22 protein-coding genes are annotated in these 26,970 nt (G+C 70.1%); 14 read left to right on the top strand and 8 right to left on the bottom strand.

The genetic code is table 11. The features are described from left to right. Window positions 1-38: 38 nt before the first annotated feature. The 4 genes from ACZ4RZ_RS03720 (at window position 39) to groL (ending at window position 3,991) form a co-directional block, all read left to right on the top strand. Window positions 39-929 (top strand): polysaccharide deacetylase family protein, encoded by an 891-nt coding sequence (locus ACZ4RZ_RS03720; protein ID WP_467741641.1) that lies wholly within the window; start codon window positions 39-41, stop codon window positions 927-929. Further along, a complete protein-coding gene (locus ACZ4RZ_RS03715) occupies window positions 926-1,717 on the top strand; it encodes a polysaccharide deacetylase family protein (protein WP_467741639.1) in 792 nt (263 codons plus the stop codon). Before ACZ4RZ_RS03720 ends, ACZ4RZ_RS03715 begins: the two co-directional genes overlap by 4 nt. 225 nt (window positions 1,718-1,942) lie before the next feature. Further along, window positions 1,943-2,251, top strand: coding sequence for a co-chaperone GroES (groES, locus tag ACZ4RZ_RS03710; RefSeq protein WP_077796719.1), 309 nt, complete (start codon window positions 1,943-1,945; stop codon window positions 2,249-2,251). Between the two features lie 111 nt (window positions 2,252-2,362). Then, entirely contained in the window at window positions 2,363-3,991 is a 1,629-nt protein-coding gene (groL, locus tag ACZ4RZ_RS03705) for a chaperonin GroEL (protein WP_467741637.1), read from the top strand. 145 nt (window positions 3,992-4,136) lie between these two features. Here the strand turns inward: groL and ACZ4RZ_RS03700 are convergent, their stop codons facing one another. The 3 genes from ACZ4RZ_RS03700 to ACZ4RZ_RS03690 form a co-directional block, all read right to left on the bottom strand. After that, window positions 4,137-4,844 (bottom strand): ester cyclase, encoded by a 708-nt coding sequence (locus tag ACZ4RZ_RS03700; RefSeq protein ID WP_467741635.1) that lies wholly within the window; start codon window positions 4,842-4,844, stop codon window positions 4,137-4,139. A gap of 131 nt (window positions 4,845-4,975) precedes the next feature. After that, entirely contained in the window at window positions 4,976-5,749 is a 774-nt protein-coding gene (locus ACZ4RZ_RS03695; RefSeq protein ID WP_467741633.1) for an SDR family NAD(P)-dependent oxidoreductase, read from the bottom strand. A 97-nt stretch (window positions 5,750-5,846) separates the two neighbouring features. Beyond that, window positions 5,847-6,515: an MOSC domain-containing protein gene (locus ACZ4RZ_RS03690; RefSeq protein WP_467741631.1), complete on the bottom strand. Its 669-nt coding sequence runs from the start codon at window positions 6,513-6,515 to the stop codon at window positions 5,847-5,849. Window positions 6,516-6,594: 79 nt separating this feature from the next. Between ACZ4RZ_RS03690 and ACZ4RZ_RS03685 the strand changes: the two genes are divergently transcribed. Then, window positions 6,595-7,491: a LysR family transcriptional regulator gene (locus ACZ4RZ_RS03685; protein WP_467741629.1), complete on the top strand. Its 897-nt coding sequence runs from the start codon at window positions 6,595-6,597 to the stop codon at window positions 7,489-7,491. A gap of 138 nt (window positions 7,492-7,629) precedes the next feature. On the opposite strand, the gene ACZ4RZ_RS03680 is transcribed toward ACZ4RZ_RS03685, so the two are convergent. Next, entirely contained in the window at window positions 7,630-7,959 is a 330-nt protein-coding gene (locus ACZ4RZ_RS03680; protein WP_189190278.1) for a WhiB family transcriptional regulator, read from the bottom strand. A gap of 390 nt (window positions 7,960-8,349) precedes the next feature. Between ACZ4RZ_RS03680 and ACZ4RZ_RS03675 the strand changes: the two genes are divergently transcribed. The 4 genes from ACZ4RZ_RS03675 (at window position 8,350) to ACZ4RZ_RS03660 (ending at window position 12,987) form a co-directional block, all read left to right on the top strand. Continuing rightward, window positions 8,350-8,961 carry a response regulator transcription factor gene (locus ACZ4RZ_RS03675; RefSeq protein WP_003948568.1) on the top strand — a complete coding sequence of 204 codons (612 nt, stop codon included), beginning with the start codon at window positions 8,350-8,352 and terminating at the stop codon, window positions 8,959-8,961. Between the two features lie 268 nt (window positions 8,962-9,229). After that, a complete protein-coding gene (locus ACZ4RZ_RS03670; RefSeq protein WP_060901477.1) occupies window positions 9,230-9,805 on the top strand; it encodes a sigma-70 family RNA polymerase sigma factor in 576 nt (191 codons plus the stop codon). A gap of 422 nt (window positions 9,806-10,227) precedes the next feature. Continuing rightward, complete coding sequence (gene guaB / locus ACZ4RZ_RS03665) at window positions 10,228-11,736, top strand: IMP dehydrogenase (protein WP_467741626.1); 1,509 nt, start codon at window positions 10,228-10,230, stop codon at window positions 11,734-11,736. Between the two features lie 126 nt (window positions 11,737-11,862). Then, window positions 11,863-12,987: a GuaB3 family IMP dehydrogenase-related protein gene (locus ACZ4RZ_RS03660; RefSeq protein ID WP_369248635.1), complete on the top strand. Its 1,125-nt coding sequence runs from the start codon at window positions 11,863-11,865 to the stop codon at window positions 12,985-12,987. 70 nt (window positions 12,988-13,057) lie between these two features. On the opposite strand, the gene ACZ4RZ_RS03655 is transcribed toward ACZ4RZ_RS03660, so the two are convergent. Then, entirely contained in the window at window positions 13,058-13,660 is a 603-nt protein-coding gene (locus ACZ4RZ_RS03655; RefSeq protein ID WP_467741624.1) for a hypothetical protein, read from the bottom strand. 159 nt (window positions 13,661-13,819) lie between these two features. Further along, window positions 13,820-15,028 (bottom strand): nucleotide sugar dehydrogenase, encoded by a 1,209-nt coding sequence (locus tag ACZ4RZ_RS03650; protein WP_467741622.1) that lies wholly within the window; start codon window positions 15,026-15,028, stop codon window positions 13,820-13,822. Window positions 15,029-15,298: 270 nt separating this feature from the next. On the opposite strand from ACZ4RZ_RS03650, the gene ACZ4RZ_RS03645 reads away from it, so the two are divergent. After that, on the top strand, window positions 15,299-17,005 hold the full coding sequence (locus ACZ4RZ_RS03645) for a glycerol-3-phosphate dehydrogenase/oxidase (protein WP_467741620.1): 1,707 nt from the start codon (window positions 15,299-15,301) through the stop codon (window positions 17,003-17,005). A 72-nt stretch (window positions 17,006-17,077) separates the two neighbouring features. Here ACZ4RZ_RS03645 and ACZ4RZ_RS03640 read toward each other — a convergent pair whose 3' ends face one another. Further along, a complete protein-coding gene (locus ACZ4RZ_RS03640; RefSeq protein ID WP_467741618.1) occupies window positions 17,078-18,154 on the bottom strand; it encodes a serine hydrolase domain-containing protein in 1,077 nt (358 codons plus the stop codon). Window positions 18,155-18,337: 183 nt separating this feature from the next. On the opposite strand from ACZ4RZ_RS03640, the gene ACZ4RZ_RS03635 reads away from it, so the two are divergent. The 4 genes from ACZ4RZ_RS03635 to ACZ4RZ_RS03620 all read left to right on the top strand — a co-directional run bounded on the left by ACZ4RZ_RS03635 (window position 18,338) and on the right by ACZ4RZ_RS03620 (window position 26,126). Beyond that, complete coding sequence (locus ACZ4RZ_RS03635; protein WP_467741973.1) at window positions 18,338-20,542, top strand: serine/threonine-protein kinase; 2,205 nt, start codon at window positions 18,338-18,340, stop codon at window positions 20,540-20,542. A 170-nt stretch (window positions 20,543-20,712) separates the two neighbouring features. Further along, the gene (locus ACZ4RZ_RS03630; protein ID WP_467741616.1) at window positions 20,713-23,601 is read left to right on the top strand and encodes a protein kinase; all 2,889 of its coding nucleotides are present in this window, start codon (window positions 20,713-20,715) and stop codon (window positions 23,599-23,601) included. Window positions 23,602-23,765: 164 nt separating this feature from the next. After that, a complete protein-coding gene (locus tag ACZ4RZ_RS03625; protein ID WP_467741971.1) occupies window positions 23,766-25,388 on the top strand; it encodes a serine/threonine-protein kinase in 1,623 nt (540 codons plus the stop codon). Between the two features lie 297 nt (window positions 25,389-25,685). After that, the gene (locus ACZ4RZ_RS03620; protein ID WP_467741614.1) at window positions 25,686-26,126 is read left to right on the top strand and encodes a hypothetical protein; all 441 of its coding nucleotides are present in this window, start codon (window positions 25,686-25,688) and stop codon (window positions 26,124-26,126) included. Window positions 26,127-26,520: 394 nt separating this feature from the next. On the opposite strand, the gene ACZ4RZ_RS03615 is transcribed toward ACZ4RZ_RS03620, so the two are convergent. Further along, a complete protein-coding gene (locus ACZ4RZ_RS03615; protein WP_369248641.1) occupies window positions 26,521-26,934 on the bottom strand; it encodes a hypothetical protein in 414 nt (137 codons plus the stop codon). Window positions 26,935-26,970 lie beyond the last annotated feature (36 nt).

Genomic DNA, 26,970 nt, shown 5'->3' with positions numbered 1-26,970 from the left:
GTCCCGGCAGGGTTGCCCTTTCCCGCGGTGGAGCCGGTTTGCGCGGTCTAGCCCGTTCCCGGGGTGCGGTCGCCGTGCTCGCCCTCGCCGCCCTCGTCTCCGGCTGCTCCGACGGTGGCGGCGTGCGGCCGGCCCCCGGCCAGCAGGCAATGAAGGCGCCCCCCGCCCGTGCCCTCTACTCGTACGCCGCCAAGCTCCGTCTCGCGCAGGCCCAACGGGCCGCCGCGGCCAAGCGCTGGGGACTGGCCAGGACGCCGCTGACGGCCCCGCCGGCGCCTGCCAGGAAGCCGGTGATCAGGGCCCGCGACGGGTTCGAGGTCGACGACCAGGAGGAGCTGGACCTGCCCCCGGTCTTCACCACCGTCCCCACCAAGGACAAGGTCGTCTTCCTCACCATCGACGACGGCGAGGAGAAGGACCCGAAGTTCCTGCGGATGATGAGTGATCTGAAGATCCCGTACACCGCCTTCCTCAGCAACTACCTGGTCAAGGACGACTACCAGTACTTCCGGAAGATGCGCGACCGGGGCGTGACGCTGAACAACCACACGCTCCACCATCCCTACCTGCCCGGACTCTCGTATGCGGAGCAGAGGTACGAGATCTGCGGCATGCAGTCCGTGATGAAGAAGCAGTTCGGCAAGCGCCCCACGGTCTTCCGGCCTCCGTACGGCAACTACAACCAGGACACCCTGCGCGCCGCCAAGTCCTGCGGCATCAAGTACGCGCCCATCTGGGACGAGGAGGTGTTCGTCGACCACTGGGAGTACCGCGAGTGGGACGGCGACCTGCACCCCGGCGACATCGTCCTCACCCACTTCCGCGGCCGGAACGACTGGGAGGGCACGATGCCCGACATGGTCCGCCGCTTCATGAAGAAGGTGACGGACGAGGGATACGCGGTGGCCCGCCTGGAGGACTACCTGTGAGGGTGCGGGGACTGGTCGCCGGGCTGCTCGCCGCCGCTCTTCTGAGCGGCTGTGCGCAGTCCGTCGACCCTATCGAGCGGCTGAGCAAGAAGGCGGCGCAGAAGGTACGGCCGCACGAGTCGGCGTACCGCCGCTGGGGGCTCGCCGCCCCGCTCGCCCGGGCGCCGAAACCGCCCGTCCGGACCACCGCCCGTGCCGCGGGTCGGGGGCTGCCGCCCGTCGTGGACCACGTCCCCACCCGCGACAAGGTGGTCTTCCTGACGTACGACGACGGCGTCGAGCGCGATCCGCGGTTCGTCGACATGGTCCGTGAACTGCGGCTGCCGGTCAGCATGTTCCTCACGGACAGTGTCGTCGGGCCGGGGTACGGGCACTTCGCCCGGCTGCGCGCGGTCGGCGCCAGCGTGCAGAACCACACCCTCGACCACGCCTCCCTGCGCGGCCTGCCGTATCTCGGTCAGCGCGCCGAGATCTGCGGCCAGCAGGACAAGCTCAAACAGCGCTTCGGCATCCGGCCGCGGCTGCTGCGGCCCCCGTACGGCAGGTACGACAGCACGACGTTGCGCGCGGCGGGCGACTGCGGGGTCGCGGCGGTCGTACTGTGGCGGGCGTCGATGAGAGCGGAAGGGCTGCGGTATGCGGAGGGGGACCGGCTGCGGCCCGGCGACATCGTCCTCGCCCGTCCGGAGGACACGGACGGCGTCACGCTCGTCGAGTCGACGACCCGGCTGCTGCGTCGTGTCCAGGCGCAGGGATTCACGGTGGCCCGCCTCGAGGACTACCTCTGACGGCGCACGCGTCCACCCGGTGCGACCAGAAACCTCGCGGCGCGCCGGAGGCTTCTGGCACTCCGCTTGACCGAGTGCTAATCGCGGTCATAGTCTCGGCTCTGGCACTCCCCCCTGGAGAGTGCCAATAGCGACGGGCAGGTCCGGCACCCGCGACGACGGATCGACCTGGTCGCCACCTCAGACAGTTAACCCCGTGAGATCTCCGAAGGGGGAGGTCGGATCGTGACGACCGCCAGCTCCAAGGTTGCCATCAAGCCGCTCGAGGACCGCATTGTGGTCCAGCCGCTGGACGCCGAGCAGACCACGGCCTCTGGCCTGGTCATTCCGGACACCGCCAAGGAGAAGCCCCAGGAGGGCGTCGTCCTGGCCGTGGGCCCGGGACGCTTCGAGGACGGTAACCGTCTTCCGCTCGACGTCACCGTCGGCGATGTCGTGCTGTACAGCAAGTACGGCGGCACCGAGGTGAAGTACAACGGCGAGGAGTACCTCGTCCTCTCGGCTCGCGACGTGCTCGCGATCATCGAGAAGTAATTCACCCAGATTTGCAGTGAACTGCGCCCCTGGCCCCCGCGACCTTATGAAGCCGGGTGCCGGGGGCGCAGTTCGTTCTCCCAAGATTTCCGAGAGGGCTGAATCGCTCCCATGGCGAAGATCCTGAAGTTCGACGAGGACGCCCGTCGCGCCCTTGAGCGCGGCGTCAACAAGCTTGCCGACACGGTGAAGGTGACGATCGGCCCCAAGGGCCGCAACGTCGTCATCGACAAGAAGTTCGGCGCTCCCACCATCACCAACGACGGTGTCACCATCGCCCGCGAGGTCGAGCTCGACGACCCGTACGAGAACCTCGGCGCCCAGCTGGTGAAGGAGGTGGCGACCAAGACCAACGACATCGCGGGTGACGGTACGACCACCGCCACCGTGCTCGCCCAGGCGCTCGTGCGCGAGGGCCTGCGCAACGTCGCCGCGGGTGCCTCCCCGGCGCTGCTGAAGAAGGGCATCGACGCGGCCGTCAAGGCGGTCTCGGACGAGCTCCTCGCGACCGCGCGCCCGATCGACGAGAAGTCCGACATCGCCGCCGTCGCCGGTCTGTCCGCCCAGGACCCGCAGGTCGGCGAGCTCATCGCCGAGGCGATGGACAAGGTCGGCAAGGACGGTGTCATCACCGTCGAGGAGTCCAACACCTTCGGTCTGGAGCTGGACTTCACCGAGGGCATGGCCTTCGACAAGGGCTACCTGTCGCCGTACTTCGTGACGGACCAGGAGCGCATGGAGGCCGTCCTCGAGGACCCGTACATCCTCATCCACCAGGGCAAGATCAGCTCCATTCAGGACCTGCTGCCCCTGCTGGAGAAGGTCATCCAGTCCAACGCCTCCAAGCCGCTGCTGATCATCGCCGAGGACGTCGAGGGCGAGGCCCTGTCGACCCTGGTCGTGAACAAGATCCGTGGCACCTTCAACGCCGTCGCGGTGAAGGCCCCGGGCTTCGGTGACCGCCGCAAGGCGATGCTGGGCGACCTCGCCACCCTCACCGGCGGTCAGGTCATCGCCGAGGAGGTCGGCCTCAAGCTCGACCAGGTCGGCCTGGACGTGCTGGGCACCGCCCGCCGCGTGACCGTCACCAAGGACGACACGACCGTCGTCGACGGTGGCGGTGACCACGAGGCCGTCGTGGGCCGCGTCAACCAGATCAAGGCCGAGATCGAGAACACCGACTCCGACTGGGACCGCGAGAAGCTCCAGGAGCGCCTCGCGAAGCTGGCCGGCGGCGTGTGCGTGATCAAGGTCGGCGCCGCCACCGAGGTCGAGCTCAAGGAGAAGAAGCACCGTCTGGAGGACGCCATCTCCGCGACCCGCGCCGCGGTCGAGGAGGGCATCGTCTCCGGTGGTGGCTCCGCGCTCGTCCACGCCGTGAAGGTCCTCGAGGGCAACCTCGGCAAGACCGGCGACGAGGCCACGGGTGTCGCGGTCGTCCGCAAGGCCGCCGTCGAGCCGCTGCGCTGGATCGCCGAGAACGCCGGCCTGGAGGGTTACGTCATCACCTCCAAGGTCGCCGAACTCGACAAGGGCCAGGGCTTCAACGCCGCCACCGGCGAGTACGGCGACCTGGTCAAGGCCGGCGTCATCGACCCGGTCAAGGTCACCCGCTCCGCCCTGGAGAACGCCGCCTCCATCGCCTCCCTGCTCCTCACGACCGAGACCCTGGTCGTCGAGAAGCCGGCCGAGGAGGAGGCCGACGCCGGTCACGGCCACGGCCACGGGCACTCCCACTGAGGCACCGCTTCATGAAGAAGCCCCCGTTCCACACGGAACGGGGGCTTCCTCGTCACTCGGGCCGGGGCCTCTCCCGCGGATCACGTCGGAGACGCGGGTCCGAGGCACCGCAGCTCTCCGCCGACCTGATCCGCCGGGTCAAGCCCTAGGTCTCCAGCGCGTCGAGCGCGCCGAGTTGGGCCATCAGCCCCAGCCGGTCGTACTGCCACCAGCCCTCGGTGATCTTCCCGTCCTCCGTGCAGCGGAAGATGGTCACGCCGGTCATGGTGACCTGCCTGCCGGTCGCGAGGATCCCCATGAAGTCGGCCTTGTGGGTGCCGCTCCAGGTCCACCGGGTGCAGACGCGATCGCCCTGGGTGATCTGGTTGTCGACGGTGAAGGCGAAGTCGAAGCCGCCGCGCCACATTTCGATCTCGCGCCGCATCGCGTCGAGTCCGATGGTGTCCTGCTCGTTGGCGGGGTCGTGGTCGTGGTAGCTCTCCGCCATCAGGTCGTTGAGCGGCGGCAGCTCACCCTTGGTGGCCACCGTTTCGAAGAACCTGCGGATGTTGGCCGCGTAGAGCTGCTCGTCGCGGACCACGTCCAGGTCCGTGAACGTCGGCATCTCGTCGCAGAGCGCCACCATCTCCCGGAAGATCCTGTCGGTCTCGGGAAGATTCGAGTTCCGCATCGCCTCTTCGTACGACGCGAACTCCACGATCTCTATGAAGTGGGTGGCGTCGGACCGGTCCTTGCCGATCAGGTTGTGCGTCGCGGTCCGCTTGCCCTTGGTCTGTTCGACCCATGTGTCCATCAGCCGGTTCATCTCGTCGAACCGACTGGTCTTGCAGTCGATGAGCTGTACGAATGTCATGGCGCCGCCTCCGGCCCCCTGGGTCCGGTTGAACACCCTCATCTTCCCACCGGAGGGGCGACACCACCTACCTCATGTGTACTTCACACCGGCTCTCACCGGGGGCGTACTTCCGCCTTCAACCTCCGTTGTCACTGCGGTCCGTACTTCCGACCCGTCTTCGACGTGATCCCGCCGAGCAGCGCCCGCGGCGTCACCTTCACCAAGCCCATCAGCGCCTTGTAGCGCGGGTCCGGGATGGACAGCGACTTGCCGCGGGCCAGGTCCGCGAGGGCCGCCGCGACCAGCTTGTCGGCGTCGAGCCACATCCAGTTCGGGATGCTGTCCGTGCCCATGCCGGCGCGCTCGTGGAACTCGGTGCGCACGAACCCGGGGGCCAGCGCCATCAGCCGTACGCCACTGCCCGCCAGGTCCTTCGCCGCGCCCTGCGTGAACTGCACGACCCACGCCTTGGACGCGCCGTATGTACCCCGCGGCACGAACGCGGCCACCGACGCGACATTGACGACCCCGCCCCGGCCGCGCTCCCGCATCGCCTCGGTCGCCGCCGACGTCAGCCGGAGCACCGCCTCGCAGTGCACCTTGAGCATCTTCAGCTCGTCGGCCATCGGTACGTCGAGATAGTGGCCCTTGTTGCCGAAGCCAGCGTTGTTGACCAGCAGGTCGACCGGGTTCTTGCGGTCGCCGAGGCGGGTGGCCACCGCCTCGATGCCGTCGTCGGTCGCCAGGTCCGCCGTCAGCACCTCCGCCTCGATGCCGTGCCGGTCGTGCAGTTCGGTGGCCTGCTCGGCCAGCCGCTTGGTATCGCGTGCCACCAGCACGAGGTTGTGCCCGTCAGCCGCCAGACGCCGCGCGAAGGCGGCGCCGATGCCCGCGGTCGATCCCGTAATCAGAGCCGTTGTCATGGCGCAAGATTAGTGACCTGACCAGGCGCCCGGCGCCCCCCGCCACCCAACGCCCGGCCTTGCTCCACGGGTTCTGCGCACGCCCGTCGGCCGGGTCCTACCCGCCGTGCTTCGCCACGTACTTCCGCGCCTTCTCCCGCGACTCCGGATGCAGTGCCTCGCCCGCCATCAACAGCCTTGGCAGCAGCGCCTGTTCGGTCGTGACGGCGCGGAACTGGAGAGCGACCGTGACGCCGTGGTCCGGCCGGTGCACGATCTCGATCGGGTCGCCGGAGCGGATCTCGCCCGGCTCGATCACCCGCAGATACGCGCCGGGCGCGCCCTTCTGCGTGAAGCGCTTGACCCAGCCCTTCTCGCCGAGGTGTCCCTGGAAAGTGCGGCAGGGGATGCGCCCGCAGGTGACCTCCAGGACTACCTCGGAGCCGATCCGCCAGCGCTCGCCGATCCGCGCGCCGGACACATCGAGCCCCTCCGTCGTGAGGTTCTCGCCGAACACGCCGTTCGGCAGCGTCCGGCCGAGCTCGCGTTCCCAGTCGTCGAGATCCTCGCGCGCGACCGCGTATACGGCCTGCTCGTCCCCGCCGTGATGACGCATGTCGCACACCGCGTCCCCCACGAGACCGCTCGCGCCGACCCCCTTCGGTCCCGGCGCGGTCACCCGAACGGGCCCCTCGACCGGCTGTTTGTCGATGCCGGTCACGCCCTCCGGCTGGTCCGTGTACTCGACGGCCCGCGCACGACCCAGATTCAGGGAAAGAAGCTTCATATCACCACGCTAGGCGACGAGATCCAAAGCGGCGACGCAATATTCGCCGCCATCCCCAAGACTCGCTTATGCTCGGAAGGTGATCGAGGCCCGTCATCTCCGTGTTCTGCGCGCCGTCGCAGCCACCGGCTCCTTCTCGGCGGCCGGGCGTGAGCTGGGCTGCACCCAGCCCGCCGTCAGCCAGCAGATGAAGGCGTTGGAGTCGTCCGTCGGCACGCCCCTGCTGATCCGCACCGGCCGCGAGATGCGCCTGACCCAGGCGGGCGAGGCCCTGGTCCGGCACGCGGCGGGCATCCTCTCCGGACTCACGGCCGCCGAGGAGGAGGTCGCCGCGATCGCGGGCCTGCGCGCCGGCCGGGTCCGGCTCGTCTCCTTCCCCAGCGGCAGCTCCACGCTCGTCCCGACGGCCCTCGCCGCGCTGCGGGCCGCCCACCCCGGCACCCGCGTCTCCCTGGAGGAGGCCGAGCCGCCGGAATCCGTCGAGAAACTTCGTGGCGGCGACTGCGACATCGCGCTGGCGTTCCGGTACGAGGGCGCGGCGGGCGTCGAGGAGTGGGACGACCTGGTCGTACGGCCGCTGCTGACGGACCGGCTCGTCGGGCTGGTGCCCGAGCGGCACCGCCTCGCCCGTGCCGAGTCGGTCGCGATCGGTGAGTTCGCCGGGGAATCGTGGATCGCGGGCTGCCCGCGCTGCCGCGGACAACTGGTCGAGGTCTGCCGCGGCGCCGGCTTCGAGCCCCGCATCGACTTCGCCACCGACGACTACCCGGCCGTGATCGGCCTCGTCGGCGCGGGTCTCGGGGTGGCCGTCCTTCCGGAGCTCGCCATCGAGTCCGTACGACCCAAGGGGGCGCGCACAGTGACGGTGGAGCCCCCGGTGCGACGGGAGATCGTCGCGCTCACGCTGCCGGATCTGGCCCAGGTGCCGGCGGTGGCAGCGACGCTGGACCGGCTGGCGCGGGCCGCGGCGCGATAGCGGAATACCCCTCGGTGCCCCCTGAAGCCCGGGAAGCGGCCCTGTAGCGGCTGTGGCCCGGGAAGTGCCCCCGTAGCGGCGAAAAGTAGAGGCACGCGCGCGCGTGCCCGTGTGCGCCCGAAGCGCAGAAACGTTCCTTCAGTTGTTCGAAGCGTGACCGCTTCCGGTGGTCGACGCCGAGACCAGCCGGTTGCGCGCCCGCCCCATGAGCTCTTCGCGCTCGTCCTCGGTCAGCCCGCCCCACACGCCGTACGGCTCTCTCACCGCCAGGGCGTGCGCCGCGCACTCCGCGCGTACCGGGCACCTCATACAGACCTCCTTGGCCGAGTTCTCACGAGCGCTCCGTGCCGCACCGCGCTCGCCCTCCGGGTGGAAGAAGAGCGAGCTGTCGACCCCGCGGCAGGCCGCGAGGAGCTGCCAGTCCCAGAGATCCGCGTTCGGACCGGGAAGGCGGGAGAAATCTGCCATTACGTGTCCCCTTGTCGCCGTTCTGGGCTGCTCTGTGCCCACCGACCGTACATCTACGATCTAAGGAGATGAAAATATGACTCATTGCGAATCTAGCCGCAGACACCAGCAAAGGGGAAGAAAACAGGCTAAATGGGGCATAGGTTGTGATGAAACATTGAGGGTCCGTCGTGCATGTCTGCACCGTGTCCGTGCCCTCACGTACAGTGCCGATGACGACTGACTGCCCCGTAACTCTTTCGAGTGACCATCGTTGAGAGTGCGGAGGCGGTTGAAGGAACAAGCGCTCGGGCAGGCGGCAGTATCCGTCGGCGAGTGTCGACCGCACAGGTGACGATTCGTACCAGCCTGGAGGCTCAAGGTGACGCGCATCAGCTGCGGAGGGCGGCCATGACATCCGTCCTCGTCTGCGACGACTCCCCGCTTGCCCGAGAGGCGCTCCGCCGCGCGGTCGCGACCGTGCCCGGCGTCGAGCGTGTAACGACGGCGGCCAACGGCGAGGAAGTCCTCCGCCGCTGGGGTGCCGACCGTTCGGACCTGATTCTGATGGACGTACGCATGCCCGGACTGGGCGGCGTGGAGACGGTCAGGCGGCTGCTGTCCGCCGACCCCGGTGCGCGCATCATCATGCTCACCGTCGCCGAGGACCTGGACGGCGTGGCGCTCGCCGTCGCCGCCGGTGCCCGCGGCTACCTGCACAAGGACGCCTCCCGCGCGGAGTTGCGGGCGACCGTGACGCAGGCGCTCGCCGACCCCACCTGGCGGCTTGCCCCGCGCAGACTGCGCTCGGCCGAGATGGGCGCCGCGCCCACGCTCACCGCGCGTGAGATCCAGGTCCTGGAGGGCATGAGCCACGGCCGCTCGAACGCGGAGATCGGCCGTGAGCTGTTCCTCTCCGAGGACACCGTCAAGACGCACGCCCGGCGGCTGTTCAAGAAGCTCGGCGCCTCGGACCGAGCGCATGCTGTCGCGCTCGGATTCCGGTGGGGCCTGGTTCGCTAGGTGAGCCGCGTTGAGGGTATGACTGAAGTAGCCCCTGCCCGCCGTCCGGCGGGTGGGGCCGGGCCCTCAGAGAGAGCCTCTTCGGTGCCCGATCCCCGTTTCCCGGCGGATGACGCATCCTTGAGGTGTGGAGTTCCTCGGGGACGAGTCGGGCGAGCGGAAGGGGAGGGCGCAGGAGATGAGTTCCGGCGCACCTGCTCATAACGCTTCGGTGCACAACTACGGACGCGGTGCCACGGATCGGACGACGCCAAGGCACCATGGACCGATGCGTGACGACGAGACGACGGTGATCGGTGCGCTCGTCCATCGCGCGGTCGACGGCGACGAGCAGGCCACACATGACCTGCTCGCCCATGTACACCCACTCGCGCTGCGCTACTGCCGCACCCGTCTGTCCCGACTTCCGGGTGACGCGCGGCACTTCGTGGAGGACCTGGCGCAGGAGGTCTGCGTCGCGGTGCTCCTCGCGCTGCCGCGCTACAAGGACACCGGGCGCCCCTTCGAAGCGTTCGTCTTCGCCATCGCCGCGCACAAGGTCGCCGACCTGCAGCGCGCCGCGATGCGTCACCCCGGCTCGACGGCCGTCCCCTCGGACGAGATGCCCGAGCGCCCGGACGACTCGTTGGGCCCCGAGGAGCGCGCCCTGCTCAGCAGCGACGCCGAGTGGGCCAAGAAACTCCTGGCCAACCTCCCCGAAAACCAGCGCGAGCTGCTCCTGCTGCGCATCGCGGTGGGCCTCACGGCCGAGGAGACGGGCCAGATGTTGGGAATGTCACCCGGGGCGGTCCGGGTGGCTCAGCACCGGGCGCTGAGCCGGTTGCGGGCGCTGGCGGAGCAGTAGCGGACCGAGCCGGGGCGGCGACTTTCTTTCCGCCGGAACGGCAGGTTTTTCCCGCCGCGAGGGCGAGAAGCGGGACGGCGGAGCCCGGCTGTGCCGTTCCGGCTCAGCAGAAACGGCCAGTTTCGTTCCCGCCGCCACGGCGGGGACCGAGACGACGGATCCCGGCGGTGCCGAACCCGACTCGGTCGGAACGGCTGGTTACCTCCGTCACGACGTCGGGGAGCCGGTCGACGAAGACCACCCCGCGCGGAGCGGCCCCAGCAGGGACCCGGCGCCCCCAGGAGCACGAGTCTGAACGGGGATGACACCAACCCCGTACGAACATACGAAGCCGAAGCCCACCCTCAACCGTGGAATGAGAGAGCCATGCTTCCCGTTAGCATGGACATCCGCACCGATCAAGGCCATTTGGGGAAGGTGTCATGACTGCCAACGTCGACGGAGTGCCCGCCAAATTCGCGACACTCGGGCTGACCTACGACGACGTGCTGCTGCTGCCGGGCGCGTCGGACATGGCGCCCGACCAGATCGACACCGCCTCGTACATCTCGAAGAACGTACGGGTCAACATCCCGCTGCTGTCCGCCGCCATGGACAAGGTCACCGAGTCGCGCATGGCGATCGCGATGGCCCGCCAGGGCGGCGTCGGCGTACTGCACCGCAACCTGTCCATCGAGGACCAGGCCAACCAGGTCGACCTGGTCAAGCGTTCCGAGTCCGGCATGGTCACCGACCCGATCACGGTGCACCCGGACGCGACGCTCGTCGAGGCCGACGCGATCTGCGCCAAGTTCCGCATCTCCGGCGTGCCGGTGACCGACGGCGGCGGCAAGCTGCTCGGCATCGTCACCAACCGTGACATGGCCTTCGAGACCGACCGCACGCGCCAGGTGCGCGAGGTCATGACACCGATGCCCCTGGTGACCGGCAAGGTCGGCATCTCCGGCCATGACGCGATGGAGCTGCTGCGTCGCCACAAGATCGAGAAGCTTCCGCTGGTCGACGACGCGGGCGTCCTCAAGGGCCTCATCACGGTCAAGGACTTCGTGAAGGCCGAGAAGTACCCGAACGCCGCCAAGGACGGCGAGGGCCGTCTCCTCGTCGGCGCGGCCGTCGGTGTGGCCGGTGACGCCTTCGAGCGCGCCCAGGCCCTCATCGAGGCCGGCGTCGACTTCATTGTCGTCGACACCGCGCACGGCCACTCCCGCCTGGTCGGCGACATGGTCGCCAAGATCAAGTCGAACTCCTCCGGTGTCGACGTCATCGGCGGCAACATCGCCACCCGTGACGGCGCCCAGGCGCTCATCGACGCGGGCGTCGACGGCATCAAGGTCGGCGTGGGCCCCGGCTCCATCTGTACGACCCGCGTGGTCGCCGGCATCGGCGTACCGCAGGTAACGGCCATCTACGAAGCGTCGCTCGCCGCCAAGGAGGCCGGTGTCCCGGTCATCGGCGACGGTGGCCTGCAGTACTCCGGCGACATCGCGAAGGCCCTGGTCGCGGGCGCCGACACGGTGATGCTGGGCTCGCTGCTCGCGGGCTGCGAGGAGTCCCCGGGCGAGCTGCTGTTCATCAATGGCAAGCAGTTCAAGTCCTACCGCGGCATGGGCTCCCTGGGAGCCATGCAGTCCCGTGGCGAGCAGCGCTCCTTCTCCAAGGACCGCTACTTCCAGGAGGGCGTCGCCTCCGACGAGAAGCTCGTGCCCGAGGGCATCGAGGGCCAGGTGCCCTACCGCGGCCCGCTGTCCGCGGTCGTCCACCAGCTGGTCGGCGGTCTGCGCCAGTCGATGTTCTACGTCGGCGGCCGCACCGTTCCGGAGCTGCAGGAACGCGGCCGGTTCGTACGCATCACCTCGGCGGGTCTCAAGGAGAGCCACCCGCACGACATCCAGATGACGGTCGAGGCGCCGAACTACAGCCGCAGCAAGTAGTCGTACGGTGCCGTAACCGGCATCCACGCGCGCGTGAAGGGCGGTCCCGGAGCTTCCGGGGCCGCTCTTGTCGTGGGCGTCGGGGATACTGGGAGGCGCAGAAGCGAAGAGGGAAAGGCCACACACGTGACTGAGATCGAGATCGGGCGCGGCAAGCGCGGCCGCCGGGCGTACGCCTTCGACGACATCGCCGTCGTCCCGAGCCGCCGTACGCGAGACCCGAAGGAGGTCTCGATCGCCTGGCAGATCGACGCCTACCGCTTCGAGCTGCCCTTCCTGGCGGCCCCGATGGACTCGGTCGTCTCACCGGCCACCGCGATCCGCATCGGCGAGCTGGGCGGCCTGGGCGTCCTGAACCTCGAGGGCCTGTGGACGAGGTACGAGGACCCGCAGCCACTGCTCGACGAGATCGCCGAGCTGGACGCGGACACCGCGACCCGCCGCCTCCAGGAGATTTACGCGGCTCCCATCAAGGAGGAGCTGATCGGGCAGCGCATCAAGGAGGTGCGCGACTCCGGCGTCGTCACCGCCGCGGCCCTGTCCCCGCAGCGCACGGCGCAGTTCTCCAAGGCCGTCGTGGACGCGGGCGTGGACATCTTCGTCATCCGCGGTACGACGGTGTCGGCGGAGCACGTCTCGGGCGCCTCCGAGCCGCTGAACCTGAAGCAGTTCATCTACGAGCTGGACGTCCCGGTGATCGTCGGCGGCTGCGCCACGTACACCGCGGCCCTGCACCTGATGCGCACCGGAGCGGCCGGTGTCCTCGTCGGCTTCGGCGGCGGCGCCGCGCACACCACGCGCAACGTACTGGGCATCCAGGTCCCGATGGCCACGGCCGTCGCGGACGTCGCCGCGGCCCGCCGCGACTACATGGACGAGTCCGGCGGCCGGTATGTGCACGTCATCGCCGACGGCGGTGTCGGCTGGTCCGGCGACCTTCCCAAGGCGATCGCCTGCGGCGCCGACTCCGTGATGATGGGCTCCCCGCTGGCCCGCGCCACCGACGCGCCCGGCAAGGGCCACCACTGGGGCATGGAGGCGGTCAACGAAGAGCTGCCGCGCGGCAAGAAGGTCGACCTCGGCACCGTCGGCACCATCGAGGAGGTCCTCACCGGCCCCTCGCACACCCCCGACGGCTCCATGAACTTCTTCGGCGCCCTCCGCCGCGCCATGGCCACCACCGGCTACAGCGAGCTCAAGGAGTTCCAGCGCGTCGAGGTGACGGTCGCGGACTCCCAGCACAAGCGCTGACTCGCCCCGTATACGGCGAAAGGGCCCGTCCACCGAGTGGTGGACGGGCCCTTTCGCGTACCGCTTCCGGTTACTGACCGGCCTTCCGCGTGCTCTGGAACGCCACGTACGCGGCGATCGCGAAGAAGACGAAGGTCAGCGGGTCGGCCTCGGCCTTCCAGGCCTCCTGGACCACGTCGAAGTGGTCGAAGAACACCTCGCTGAAGCCGACGCCGACTTCCTTGGCGCCGATCATGGCCTCGCCGACCAGCTGGCCGAGGTAGACCGAGCCCACCGACAGGATCACGCTGACGATCGGCAGGATCTGGTTGCGGCCGCCGAAGCGGCCCGCGGCGAGGCCGATCAGGAAGCCGACGCCGACCGCGGCCCAGCCGATCTCGTGCTTGGTGAGGCCGATGATGCCGCCGTAGACGCCCGCCGCGACCACGGCGGCGACGACGGCGGCGACGAGGCCGAGCCCGAGGTTGTCGCGCACCGGAGCGGCCGGGGCGACCGGGGCCACGGGGAAGCCGGGCTGGGGCGCGCCCTGCGGGGCACCCTGCTGCGGGAAGCCGGCGTTGTCGGCGCCCGGCTGCGGCGCGGGCGGCTGGCCGGGCTGGCCGGCGTACGGGTTCTCGCCCGCGTACGGGTTGTCGACCGGCGGACCGGACGGCGGCGGAGTCGACTGACTCATGTGGTTCCCCCCAGGGACGTAAGCGCACGTGTGTGCGCCAGGGATGCAAGTGGATGTACGCGCACATCGAAGGCGCCCGGGACGCGGGCGCACTTGTGTGCGAGAGCTGCCGCACATTAGCAGGCCGGAGTGACAACCTGTGAGGAGATTTCGGGGAGGTCAGAGCCGGTGCGCCGCCCCGGTGGGGGTTGCCCCCCGCGTGTCGAGCAGCAGTTGAGCCTTCACGGACAGTCCTTGCAGGTCGTACGTGCGGTGCTGCTGGAGCAGGATTGTGAGGTCGGCGTCGGCCGCGGCCTCGTAGAGGGAGTCCGCGCGCGGGACGGGACGACCGAGGACGCGCCAGGCCGGGACGTGCGGGTCGTGGTAGCTGACGGACGCGCCGAGTTCCATCAGACGCAGCGCGATCTCGTGGGCGGGGGAGCCCTGCTGGTCGGCGAGGTCGGGCTTGTAGGTGACGCCGAGGAGGAGCACGCGCGCGGCGCGGGCCGATTTCCCGTGCTCGTTGAGGAGCGTGGCGGCGCGCTGGATGACGTACTGGGGCATGTGGTTGTTGACCTGCTGCGCCAGTTCGACCATCCGCAGAGTGCGCCCCGAGTGGCCGGTCAGGTCCTGGGGGATGCCGTGGCCGCCGACGCCGGGCCCCGGCCGGAACGCCTGGAAGCCGAACGGCTTGGTCTCGGCGCAGCGGATGACGTCCCACAGGTCGACGCCCAGGTCGTGGCAGAGCACGGCCATCTCGTTGACGAGCGCGATGTTGACGTGCCGGTAGTTGGTCTCCAGGAGCTGCACGGTTTCCGCTTCGCGTGGTCCACGCGCACGTACCACCTTGTCGGTGAGGCGACCGTAGAAGGCGGCGGCCGACTCGGTGCACGCGGGCGTCAGACCGCCGATGACTTTTGGCGTGTTGGCAGGACCGAAGTCGCGGTTGCCGGGATCGACCCGGCTGGGTGAGTACGCGAGGTGGAAGTCGCGTCCCGCGCGCAGCCCGGAGCCCACTTCGAGGAGCGGGCGGAGGAACTCCTCCGTGGTGCCGGGGTGCACGGGCGATTCAAGGATCACCGTGGTGTGCGGGCGCAGCCGCGCGGCCAAGGTGCGGGCGGCCACCTCCACCTGGCTCAGATCGAGGCCGCCGTCGGCGCCCCATGGGGTCGGCGCGCAGATGACCGCGGTGCGTACGCGGCCGAGTTCGGCCGGGTTGGTGGTCGGCCGGAAGCCCCCCGAGAGCATCCGGCGCAGTTCGGCGGGCGTGAGGGAGCCGCCTTCCGGCCCCGTTTTGTAGCCGAGCGTGGGGATGCCGGCGGCGACGGCGGCCTGGGCCAGGGGCAGGCCGAGATGACCGAGTCCGATGACGGCGAGATCTGCGGGCATGGCGTGGGCCGTCCTTCCCAGTAACCGAAGCGGGACAGGTGCGCAAGCCCTGTGGACAGGATGGGCGAGCGCAATGTCAGACTAGGAGTAAATATGACCGATTTGCGGGATTGTCCGACCTTGATTCCTTGCGAGTCGCCGAGAGTTGTCCACAGGCTGAGGGCGGACGGTGGCCGAAGGCGGGCAAGACGGTCAGACTTTGAGGAGGGGGATGCGAGCCGGGCCCAGCCGGACAGGTGCGGCCGGCGCGACAGACAGCGGGAGGCAGCGGTGAGGACAGCGACACTGGGGCCGGCGGAGCGCGCCGAGTCACTGGCGGGAATGGCCGAGCGCGAGCTGGATGTGCTGGTCGTCGGCGCGGGCGTGGTCGGTGCGGGAACGGCGCTCGACGCCGTGACACGCGGCCTGTCCACGGGCCTGGTCGAGGCGCGTGACTGGGCATCGGGCACATCGAGCAGGTCCAGCAAACTGATCCACGGCGGCCTGCGCTATCTGGAGATGCTCGACTTCGCGCTGGTGCGCGAGGCCCTGAAGGAGCGCGGGCTGCTTCTCGAACGACTCGCGCCGCACCTCGTCAAGCCCGTCCCGTTCCTCTACCCGCTCCAGCACAAGGGCTGGGAGCGGCTGTACGCGGGCTCGGGCGTCGCCCTCTACGACGCCATGTCGATTTCGAGCGGCCATGGACGGGGACTGCCCACACACCGTCATCTGACCCGCGGTCACGCCCTGCGCGTCGCCCCCGCCTTGAAGAAGGACGCGCTGGTCGGCGCCCTGCAGTACTACGACGCGCAGATGGACGACGCCCGCTACGTGGCCACTTTGGTGCGCACGGCGGCCGCGTACGGCGCGAAGGTCGCCAACCGCGCGCGGGTGACCGGCTTCCTGCGTGAGGGCGAACGCGTTGTCGGTGCCAAGGTGCAGGATGTCGAAGGCGGCGGGGAGTACGAGATCCGCGCCAAGCAGATCGTCAACGCCACGGGTGTGTGGACCGACGACACCCAGGCGATGGTGGGGGAGCGCGGCCAGTTCCACGTACGGGCGTCCAAGGGCATACACCTGGTGGTGCCGAAGGACCGGATCAACTCCTCCACGGGCCTGATCCTGCGTACCGAGAAGTCCGTGCTGTTCGTCATCCCGTGGGGGCGCCACTGGATCATCGGCACCACCGACACCGACTGGGACCTCGACAAGGCCCACCCGGCGGCGTCCAGCGCGGACATCGACTATCTGCTGGAGCATGTGAACTCGGTGCTCTCGGTGCCGCTCACCCGCGACGACGTACAAGGCGTGTACGCGGGGCTGCGCCCGTTGCTCGCCGGAGAGTCCGAGGCGACGAGCAAGCTGTCGCGCGAGCACACCGTGGCCCATCCGGCGCCGGGGCTCGTGGTTGTGGCGGGCGGCAAGTACACGACGTACCGGGTGATGGCCAAGGACGCCGTGGACGAGGCGGTGCACGGCCTCGACCAGCGGGTCGCCGAGTGCGTCACCGAGGACATTCCACTGCTCGGCGCCGAGGGGTACCGGGCGCTGTGGAACGCGCGAGCGCGGATCGCGCAGCGCACCGGACTCCATGTGGTGCGCGTGGAGCACCTGTTGAACCGGTACGGATCGCTCGCCGAGGAGATTTTCGACCTCATCGCCGAGAACCCGTCCCTGGGCGAGTCCCTGCCGGCCGCCGAGGACTACCTCCGGGCCGAGATCGTCTACGCCGCCTCGCACGAGGGCGCCCGGCACCTGGACGACGTGCTGACCCGGCGCACCCGCATCTCGATCGAGACCTTCGACCGTGGCACGCGCAGCGCCCGCGAGGCCGCCGAGCTCATGGCGCCGGTCCTCGGCTGGGACAAGGACCAGATCGAGCGCGAGGTCGAGCACTACGAGAAGCGGGTCGAGGCCGAGCGGGAGTCCCAGCGTCAACCGGACGACCTGACGGCGGACGCTGCGCGGCTGGGAGCCCCGGACATCGTGCCGCTGTAGCCGGCCCCGCCCACCGTGATGTCACTCGAACGGGTGTCGTGAGCTGGGATCTTTGTCCGGAACCCGTCCGTTCTACGGGGTGCGGGGGCAGAACTCGGCGGCGAGCAGGGCGGGTTCGAGGCCGGGATCTGCCATCCCGTCCGTGTTCACCCGGAAGGTGAGGACACGACGACCGTCGACGGTGGCCGCGGTGCGCACGTAGCTGCCGGAGATACGGCCGTTGTGCCCCCACACCGTGGTGCCGCACGGCAGCTTCACGGGAAACAGGCCCATGCCGTACGAGCCATGTGCGGCACGGGTGTCGAGCATCTCGCGCAGTCGGCGAGAGGGCAGCAGATCGCCGCCGAGCAGGGCCGCGTAGAAGCGGTCCAGGTCGGCGAGCGTGCTGATGAGCTCACCCGCCGCGCCGGCCACGCGCGGGTCGAGTTCGGTGACGTCGGATCCGTCGGCGGCGTACGCACGGCCGTGCGGCGAGGGCAGCGAGGTGCGGGCGCCGGGGAACGAGGTGCCGGTCAGACGGAGAGGAGTGATGATGCGGCGCTCGGCCTCGACGGCGTACGAGTGGCCGGTGACCTGCTCGACGACCATGCCGAGCAGTACGTAGTTGGTGTTCGAGTAGGCGAAGCGGCCGCGGTCGGCCGGGGGGTGGGTGAGCGCGATGTGTACGGCCTGAAGCGGGGTGACGGGGACGGCCCCCTTGGTGTCCGCGGTGAAGTCGTACAGGCCGCTGGTGTGGGTGAGCAGGGCGCGCAGGGTCAGACGGCGCCCGTCGTTGCCCGCGCCGCGCACCAGGCCGGGGAGGTGATCGTCCACGGAGTCGGACAAAGAGAGCCGGTGTTCGGCGGCGAGTTGCAGGACGACGGTCGCGATGAAGGTCTTGGTGATGCTGCCCGCGCGAAAGTGGTCGGAGGGGGATATCCCGTCACCGGCACTGGCGAAGCGTGAGCCGGTCTCCTCGCGGGCCAGCAGGGCGGCGGCCGGGGCCTTGCCACGGGTGACGAGAAGGGCGAGGGCGGTGTCCGAGGCCGGGGTGGCGGGGCCTTGGGAGGCGGCCGGGGTCAGGCCCAGCAAACCGGTCTGAGCCAGGCCGAGCAGCGCGAGGGACAGAGGTATGGGCAGAAGTGTCCGAGGTGTCCGGGGTGCAGGCATCGGCGGTCCTTCCTTGTCACGGCCCATCATGCGGGACGGTGCTGTGTGAACACCGGGGCGGTTCCCGTGCTACGGGCGGCTCTCGGGCCGGCTGGTTGTCGTGTGAGGGCCCCCTGGGCGCTGAGCGCTTGTCGGGTGAGGGACAATGGAGGCTCTGTCAGGGCGGGTTGCATGAGGGGACGCATGTCGGAGGCGGAGCGGGCGGGAGCATCCCGTCAGGACAAGAGCGAACGTCTCCTCGCCGGGCGCTACCGGTTGGGGGATGTTCTCGGCCGCGGCGGCATGGGCACGGTGTGGCGGGCCCAGGACGAGACCCTGGGCCGTACGGTCGCGGTCAAGGAGCTGCGGTTCCCGTCGAGCATCGACGAGGACGAGAAGCGGCGGCTGATCACACGCACCCTGCGCGAGGCCAAGGCGATCGCGCGGATTCGCAACAACGCCGCGGTGACGGTCTTCGACGTGGTCGACGAGGACAACAGGCCGTGGATCGTGATGGAGCTCGTCGAGGGCAAGTCGCTCGCCGAGGTCATTCGCGAGGACGGCCTGCTCACGCCGAAACGCGCGGCCGAGGTGGGGCTGGCGATTCTCGATGTGCTGCGTTCGGCGCATCGTGAGGGCATCCTGCACCGCGATGTGAAGCCGTCGAACGTGCTGATCTCGGACGACGGCCGGGTCGTGCTGACCGACTTCGGTATCGCGCAGGTCGAGGGCGACCCGTCCATCACCTCGACCGGCATGCTGGTCGGCGCGCCCTCGTACATCTCGCCGGAGCGGGCGCGCGGTCACAAGCCCGGCCCGGCGGCCGACCTGTGGTCGCTGGGCGGTCTGTTGTACGCGTCGGTGGAGGGCGTCCCGCCGTACGACAAGGGTTCCGCGATCGCGACGCTCACCGCGGTGATGACCGAGCCGGTGGAGCAGCCGAAGAACGCGGGGCCGCTGGAGAACGTGATTTACGGGCTGCTCGCCAAGGACCCCGAGCAGCGGCTCGACGACGCGGGCGCGCGGGCGATGCTCAACGAGGTGCTGCACGCGCCCGAGCCCAAGGAGACGGTGCCGGAGCCGGCGGACGCGACGAAGGTCGTGGCCTTGCCACCGGTGCCGGACGAGGCTCCGGGCAAGGGGAGTTCGGGCGGTTCCGCGGCCAAGCGGGGCGAGGAGGCGGCGGATCGGCTGCGCGGGGCGCTGCGTTCCGTGCGGAAGGCCGCCTCGGCGGCCGGGGCTGCCACGGCGGCCGCCACCGCGTCGGCGACAGCGCGTGCCAAGGCCGTCGGCTCGGAGGCCTCCGGGTCGGCGGGCGATGAGGGGGCGGGTTCCGCGGGTCCGGGCGCTGCCACGGCTGCGTCGTCTTCGACGGAGTCTCCCTCGGCGCGTTCGACGCCCTCGTCCTCGGCGCCCGCGACGCATTCGTTGAGGAAAGCTTCCGGCGCTGGTGCGGCTTCCTCCGGAAACGCGGGGGGTCGTGACAGTGCGTCGGTGAACTCCGGTTCGGCGGGTGCCACCGGCTCTGCGGGTGTCACGGACTCTGTGGGTGCCGCAAGTGCCGCCGGGTCGGCGGGGCGGGCCTCGGGGTCGGGGTGGCCGGTGGCTCCGGAGCGGCCGCCGCGGCCGGCACCTCGGGCGCCGCTCACGGACGTGGTGCCGCGGCGGACGTTGGTGATCATCGCGGTGGTGGTGGCGCTGGCCGTGCTCGGCACCGTGCTGGCGCTCACGCTCGGCGGCGGGGACGACGGCGGGTCGAAGGACAACAAGAGCGGCGACACCAAGGCGGCCGCGTCCAGCGGGGCGACCACCGGAAGCGGCGGCAAGGACAAGGGCGGCAGCGCCCACACGGACACTGGTGACAAGACGGGCGCCACCTCTGGCTCCGGCCTGGAGGAGACCGCCAAGGCCACGTCGGACGCGAGCGCCAGTGCGAGCACGTCGAGCGGTGACAGCGGCGGCAAGGAGGCGGACTCCACCGCCGTGTCCACGTACAAGGGCGGTCAGGGGTTCTCGATCGGGCTGCCGAAGGGGTGGAAGTACCAGTCCACGGACGCCGCGGGAGCCCGGTTCGCCGGTCCCGACGGGCAGAAGCTCCTGATCGGCTGGACCACCACGCCCAAGGACGACCCGGTCGCGGACTGGAAGAACCAGGAGCGGTACATGACGCGCTCGCAGTACCAGAAGATCCGGATAGAGCAGGTGGACTACCGCGGTTGGAACGCGGCCGACTGGGAGTTCACCTACACGGACGGTGGCACGAAGTACCGGTCGATCGACCGCGGATTCGTCGTCAACTCGCATCAGGGATACGCGCTGATGTACACGGCGAAAGCGTCCAACTGGGACAGCGAGCTGCGCAAGGACACGTGGAGGACGCTGACCAAGACGTTCCAGCCGAAGTCATGACGTACCGCTCGCGGGTGTGACGTTCCGCCACGGATGGTGGCCCTGAGATCTCGCATCCCCGCTTTGCGGGTTGCCTCCGGCACGTATCGTGAGTGGTTGCGGACCGTACGAAGCCATAACGGAACGCAAGGCGAACGGAATTGACCAACCGGTCGGCTGGGGGAGGCATCGTGGACGACTATGCGGGACGGGTACTTGCCGACCGCTACCGCCTGCCGCTGCCACCGTCCGACGAGTACGAACTCGCCGAGACCCGGGCCTTCGACACCTACAGCGGGCAGGAAGTCCTGGTACGGCAGGTGCCGTTGCCGGAGGTCGTCGAGGCCGAGGTGCTCGACGCGGACGGGTTGCCCGAGGGTTTCGTGGCACGCGACGGCGGGGTGCGCAGGCCGTCCGCGCGGACCACGCGCCGCCCCACCGAACCGGCGGTGCGGCGGGCGATCGAGGCCGCCCAGGCCGCCGCGCAGATCCCCGACCATCCCCGGCTCGACCAGGTCTTCGACGTGTTCGCCGAGGGCGGGTCGCTGTGGATAGTGAGCGAGTTGGTGCCCGCGAGGCCGCTGGCCGCGCTGCTCGCCGAGAAGCCGCTGAGCCCCTATCGGGCCGCCGAGGTCGCCTCCGACGTCCTCACCGCGCTGCGGGTGCTGCACGCGCACGGGTGGGTGCACCGGAACATCACCGTGCGCACGGTGCTCGTCTGCGACGACGGCCGCGTGATGCTCACCGGCCTGGCGGCCGGGGCCGCGGAGGAGGCGCTGTGCGGGTACGACCCGGTACCGGCCCGGGAGGACTTCGAGACTGAGCCCGGGGGCGCAGCCGGGGCCGGCTCCGGTGGTGGCACCGGGCAGGCGGGGAACGACGGTTCGACCGGCGTGGGCGGGACTGCCCCGCGCGGCACTGGGCCCGGTGCGCCCGGCGGGCCGAGCGGTGCCGGCGCCCGGGGCCCTGGTGGGACCGGGTTCGGCGGCGGTGGTTCGCATGGCGTGGCCGTGGCGGCCACGGCGCCGGGCGCCGATCCGGAAGCCGCGCGGCGGGCGGCGATCGAGGCCCGGGCGGAGCGGGGGACGCCCGTTCCGGGGACAGCCGCGGGAGGCGCGGCGGGCGTAGGCCGACGTGCGCTTGAAGCAGGTGGAACGGGCGAGGCAGGCGGCACGGCGGGAGCCGGGGGTGACATCCGCGCGGCACGCGCCGGAGCCATCGCCGCGTACCGCGCCGGAGCGCGCGCCGCCGCCCGCGTACAGGAAGAGCAACGCAGTGGCCAGGTCGCGCTGCCCGCGCCTCGGCCCTCGGCACAGTCCGAACACGCCGCCGACGCCTCGGCACCCCCGGCCCAGGGTCCAGGGCACGGCGGCTCGCCCCTGCTGCCCGGACAGGACGGTTCGCCCCAGGCCACCGGGCACGGTGGCGCACCGCACGTCACCGGGTACAGCGGCCCGCCCCAGCTCCCGGGCCACGGCGTCGAGCAGCGCCCCCACACCGCGCCCCCGGGCCAGATAGCCGACCCGTACGGGGTCGGGGGCGGCGCCGGCTGGCATGGCGCCCAGCCGCGTACCGGAGCCCCTGGCGGTGGCCACACTCAAGGGCGTGCCGCGCTCCCCGGAGGCGTGAACGGCGCCTCGGCGGGCGGGGACGGCATCCCGGCGCTCGCGTCCGGGCAGCAGCCCGCCGCCGGGCGCGGCGGTCCCGGAGCCTCGGCGGCCGTCGGTGGTCCGGACAACGCCCCCGGGCAGGCCGGGCGTTGGGGCGAGCTCGTCGCCGGGGCGCCGCCGCGCCGGGGGCCGAGCACCGCGCTCGCCGCGGAGCGGGCCCGGCAGGCGCGGATGGCCGTGGTCGGGCCCGTGACCGAGCGGTGGGCGCCGGAGCAGGCCCATCCGGTGCAGGAGAACTGGCAGTTGGCGGCGCCGATCGGGCCCGCGACCGACCTGTGGGCGTTGGGCGCGCTGCTCTTCCGTGCCGTTCAGGGACACGCCCCCTACCCGGAGGAGAACACCGCCGAGCTGGTGCAGTTGGTGTGCGCGGAGCCGCCCGCGTTCGCCGAGGAGTGCGGGCCTCTCCGGCCGGTCGTGGAGTCGCTGCTGCGCCAGGATCCCACCGAGCGGCTCGACTTCGAGGAACTGCGCGGCTGGCTGCGCTCCCTCGTGCGGTCCGCGCCGGAGCCCGAGGCCGGAGCCCATGTCGTCGCGGCGCCCCCCGTCGACCCGAGCCGGCTGCCGATCGTACGGCGCCGGGGCGAGCTCGTCCGCAGGCGCCGCGCCGGGCTGCCCGCGACCAGCGCGCACGCCCGCCACAAGCGCGCCAAGCAGGAGAAGCCGGCCAGGCCCCGCCGTCTGGGCCGCAATCTGCTCCTGCTGGTCCTGCTTCTGCTGGCCGCGGCGATCACATACGCCATGGTCTTCATGCCGAAGGCCGAGCCGAACAGCGGCCGCGGCAGCGGTACGGACGGCGACCGGACCGGTGCGGCCGGAGACGTCAGCCCCGCCCCCGACACCAGCGGGGACGGCAACGCGAGCAGCGAGCCGCGGCCCGACCAGACCTCTCCCGGAGAGGACAAGAGCCCCTCCGGATCGTCCAGTTCGACGAAGTCGGGGACCGGTGACCCCGATGTCGCCCAGGGGTTCAAGCTGCGCAAGGATTCCGAGGGCTTCAGCGTCGCGGTCGCCGACGGCTGGGACCGTACGCCGAAGAACGGCAGTGGCCAGGTCGTGTACTCCCACGGGGACTTCGAGCTCATCGTCGTACCCGGCCGGGACAGCACGGCGACGTACGGCAGCGACCCGATGACGTATCAGCGGGAGAACGAGAAGGAGTTGCAGCCGTTCCGGGACTCGACCTGGGCCACGTCCAGCGGGATGCGGCGGATCGACGTGGGCGGGCGGACCATGGCCGAGGGGCAGTTCACCTGGCAGGACTCCGCGGGGCGCTCGCTGTACGTGCGCAACCTCGCGATCCTCATCGGCGGGCGCTACCACGTGGTGCAACTGCGCGGCCCGGAGGCCGAACGGGACGAGGTGACACGGCTGTACGAGCAGGCGTCGGCGACGTATCAGGTCACCGGCTGAGCCGTTCACCGTGCCATCCGGCCCTGAACACCGAATGGTTCCCTCCCGTACCGGGAAGGGAGAACCGTCACAGTGCGGTCTCCGTACGACCCCGCCGGTTCCCTGCGCGGGGGCCGCTCTTTAGTCTGACCCTGTCAAGACCATTGCGGGGAAACGTGAATCAGATGCAGGGCCTGCTCCTCGCGGGCCGCTACCGGCTTGTCGACATCATCGGCAGCGGTGGCATGGGCCGGGTGTGGCGCGCTCACGACGAGGTGCTGCACCGCGCGGTCGCGGTCAAAGAGCTGACCGCCGCGCTCTACGTGGCCGAGAGCGACCTGGCCCGGCTGCTCGCTCGTACCCATGCCGAGGCGCGGGCCGCCGCCCGGATCAACCACTCGGCCGTCGTCACCGTGCACGACGTCCTGGAGCACGACAACCGGCCGTGGATCGTCATGGAGCTGGTCGAGGGCGGCTCGCTGGCCGACGAGGTCAAGGAGCAGGGGCGCGTCGAACCGGCCGAGGCGGCGCGGATCGGCCTGTGGGTGCTGCGCGCGCTGCGGGCCGCGCACGCCGCCGGTGTGCTGCACCGTGACGTGAAGCCAGGGAACGTACTGCTTTCCGCCGACCGGCGTGTGCTGCTCACCGACTTCGGGATCGCGCAGGTCGACGGCGATACGACCATCACGCGCACCGGCGAGATCGTCGGCTCGGTCGACTACCTCGCCCCCGAGCGGGTGCGCGGCCACGATCCGGGGCCCTCGTCCGATCTGTGGGCCCTCGGAGCCACCCTGTATACGGCGGTGGAGGGTCGGTCGCCGTTCCGGCGCACCTCGCCGCTGACCACCATGCAGGCAGTGGTCGACGAGGAGCCGGCGGCGCCGCAGCACGCCGGTCCGCTGGAGCCCGTCATCACCGCGCTGCTGCGCAAGGATCCCGCCGTACGTCCCGGGGTGGCGGAGGCCGAACGGATGCTCGCCGAGGCCGCGGCGGGACGACTGCCGAGTGCGGCGCAGTCGTATGCGCCGACGGGGCAGGCGGGGTACGACACCACGGAGACGGGGACCGGCACCGGTACCCGCGCGCAGACGGCCGCCGCCACGCCGTATCCGCCGGTGACGATGGGGCCCATGCCCGCGCCGCGGAAGCGGCACCGCCTGCGTACGTTCGCCCTGGTCGTCGCCCTCGCGGCGATCGTCGGCGGGGGTGTCGCGGTCGCGCTGCAGCAGTTCGGCACGGGCAGCCCCGGCGACTCCGCCTCTGTATCGTCGACTTCGAGTGCCAGTGCCAGTGCCAGTGCCACGCCGAGCGACGGGGGCGGTCAGGGGGCGGTTCCCGCCGGTTGGGAGCGGCGCAACGACCCGGTGGGCTTCAGCATCTCCCTGCCCAAGGGGTGGAAGCGGTCCGTCTCCATCGACCAGGACGGCCTCCGGCAGGTCGACTACTCGCCCGACAAGGGCAAGCACCTCGTGCGGGTCGCCGTCGACACCGCGCCGGACTTCCGCACCTCGTACGAGCACATGAGCTACCTGGAGCAGCGGATCTCAGGGCGGCTGCAGGACTACAAGCAGCTGAGCCTCAAGGAGGAGCTTTTCCGCGACCTGCCGGGCGTCCGCTGGGAGTACACGTGGAACGCGCTGGCCAAGGACGCGCCGCACTACTTCCCTGGGCCCTACCGTGCGATCGACGTCGGGTACATGAACAGTGACGGCACCGAGTACGCCATCTACGCGGCCTCGCCGGCCGACGACTGGGCCACCACCAGAAAGCAGTTCGACTGGATCCTGCGGGGCTTCCAGGAGGGTTGATCCGAGTGGAGCAGAAGGTTCCGCTGTTACTGTGGTCGCTCTCGTCGCCCCGGAGCGGGTGTTGGGGAAGCGGCCGGGTCCTGCCTCCGATCTCTGGTCGCTCGGCGTGGTGCTGTACGCGGCGGCGGAGGGCGTCTCGCCGTTCCGCCGCAGCAACACCCCGGTGACCCTGCAGTCCGTCCTCAACTCGACGCCCGCGGCGTCGGTTTCGGTCGAGGGGCCGCCGGCCGACGTCATCAACGGGCTTCTGCAGCAGGACCTTCGCGCCGTCCGAACGCCGGGCAGGTGCGGGCGTTGTTGGAGACGGCCGCGCATCCGCCTGCTCCGGCCGCGACTCAGGCGGTGCAGTCGGCCGAGGGGGCGTCGAAGGGCGGCATCCGGCTCGGCCGCAAGACCCTGTTCGGGCTCGGCGTGGCGGTCGTCGCGGCCGCGGTGTCGGCGTATCTGGTGATCTCGGACCCGTTCGTGGGGCCGCTGCCGGACGGCTGGGAAAGGGTCAAAGAGAAGGACGTCGCCGCGTCGCCGGCGGTGCCGAAGGGCTATGTGGGTGTCCCCGGCCGGGAGTCGGGCAAGGAGCACTGGGTTACCTGCACCGACCCGAGCCACTTCGTGTCGGTGGGCCTGACCCTGTACAAGAAGTCCGAGGACAGCCTCGACAAGATCGCCGGAACTGCTGGCTCGGAGGCCTGTCAGGACGCCGACGGTATGGAGAAGACGGACGACGCTACCTTCTCCTAAATGGCGGAGACTCCTGCCCCGCAGGGCGAAACGACCAAAACTTCGTACCAGGGCAGCGAATCGGCCGAGAACGTCGTGACCTACGTGGACGACGACTTCACGGAACGCGGTCGCGTATCGGCCCATCCGAAAATCGCGTGGGCCGATACGTCAACGATTCGAGGTCGACCCCGAGCGCTTCCCGTCTACTCTTAGGTGAGCGAAGCTCGCTGGCGAATGACAGTACAGAGGGCGCCGACAACCACTGTGCTTCAGCGAGGGGTAATCCGCAGTCGGTCGGCGTCACCTTCATCGTTCGCACCGAGGAAGTTCCCGCTTTGGTTCCAACTATTCGATTCCGTGCCCCAATGGCACCTATCTGAATCGTAGTTACAGCGGGTTGTTGTGCGGGGGCTCAGGCATAGTCCGAGCAAGAACGGACTATCGTACTCCCTTCAATGACCGCCACCTGCGCGCCGATGTAGTCGAGATCATCGCCGGAGGGCGACGCGTAAGTGGTAAAGGAGGTAGTCGATCCGTTTCCGTCGTATTCAGAATGCCAGGGCCAATCCGTTACCCATCCGGTGCCGCCGTCTACGGAAAAGAGTCGAATGGCCACATGGTGACCATCGGCAGCGGTGTCCTTGACCCAACCGCTGATGTCCACATGGTTGGCTGTCCAGTTGGTGAACGTGAGACTCCCCGAGGCGCCGGTCACCGAGCACGCGGCTCCGCCACTCGCCGCGCTGGCATTGGTCACTGTGGTCGTAGCGAATATTGCCACCGCCGCGACGCTCGTGACGGAAAGGCGCTTCAATGTGTTTCCCATAAGGAAAATGTAAGGGTTCCATGATTCACATGACAG

The organism is Streptomyces sp. NPDC027189 (assembly GCF_055566975.1).
Note: the sequence above shows the minus strand (reverse complement) of the source record. Positions and strands in the feature narration are given on the sequence as shown.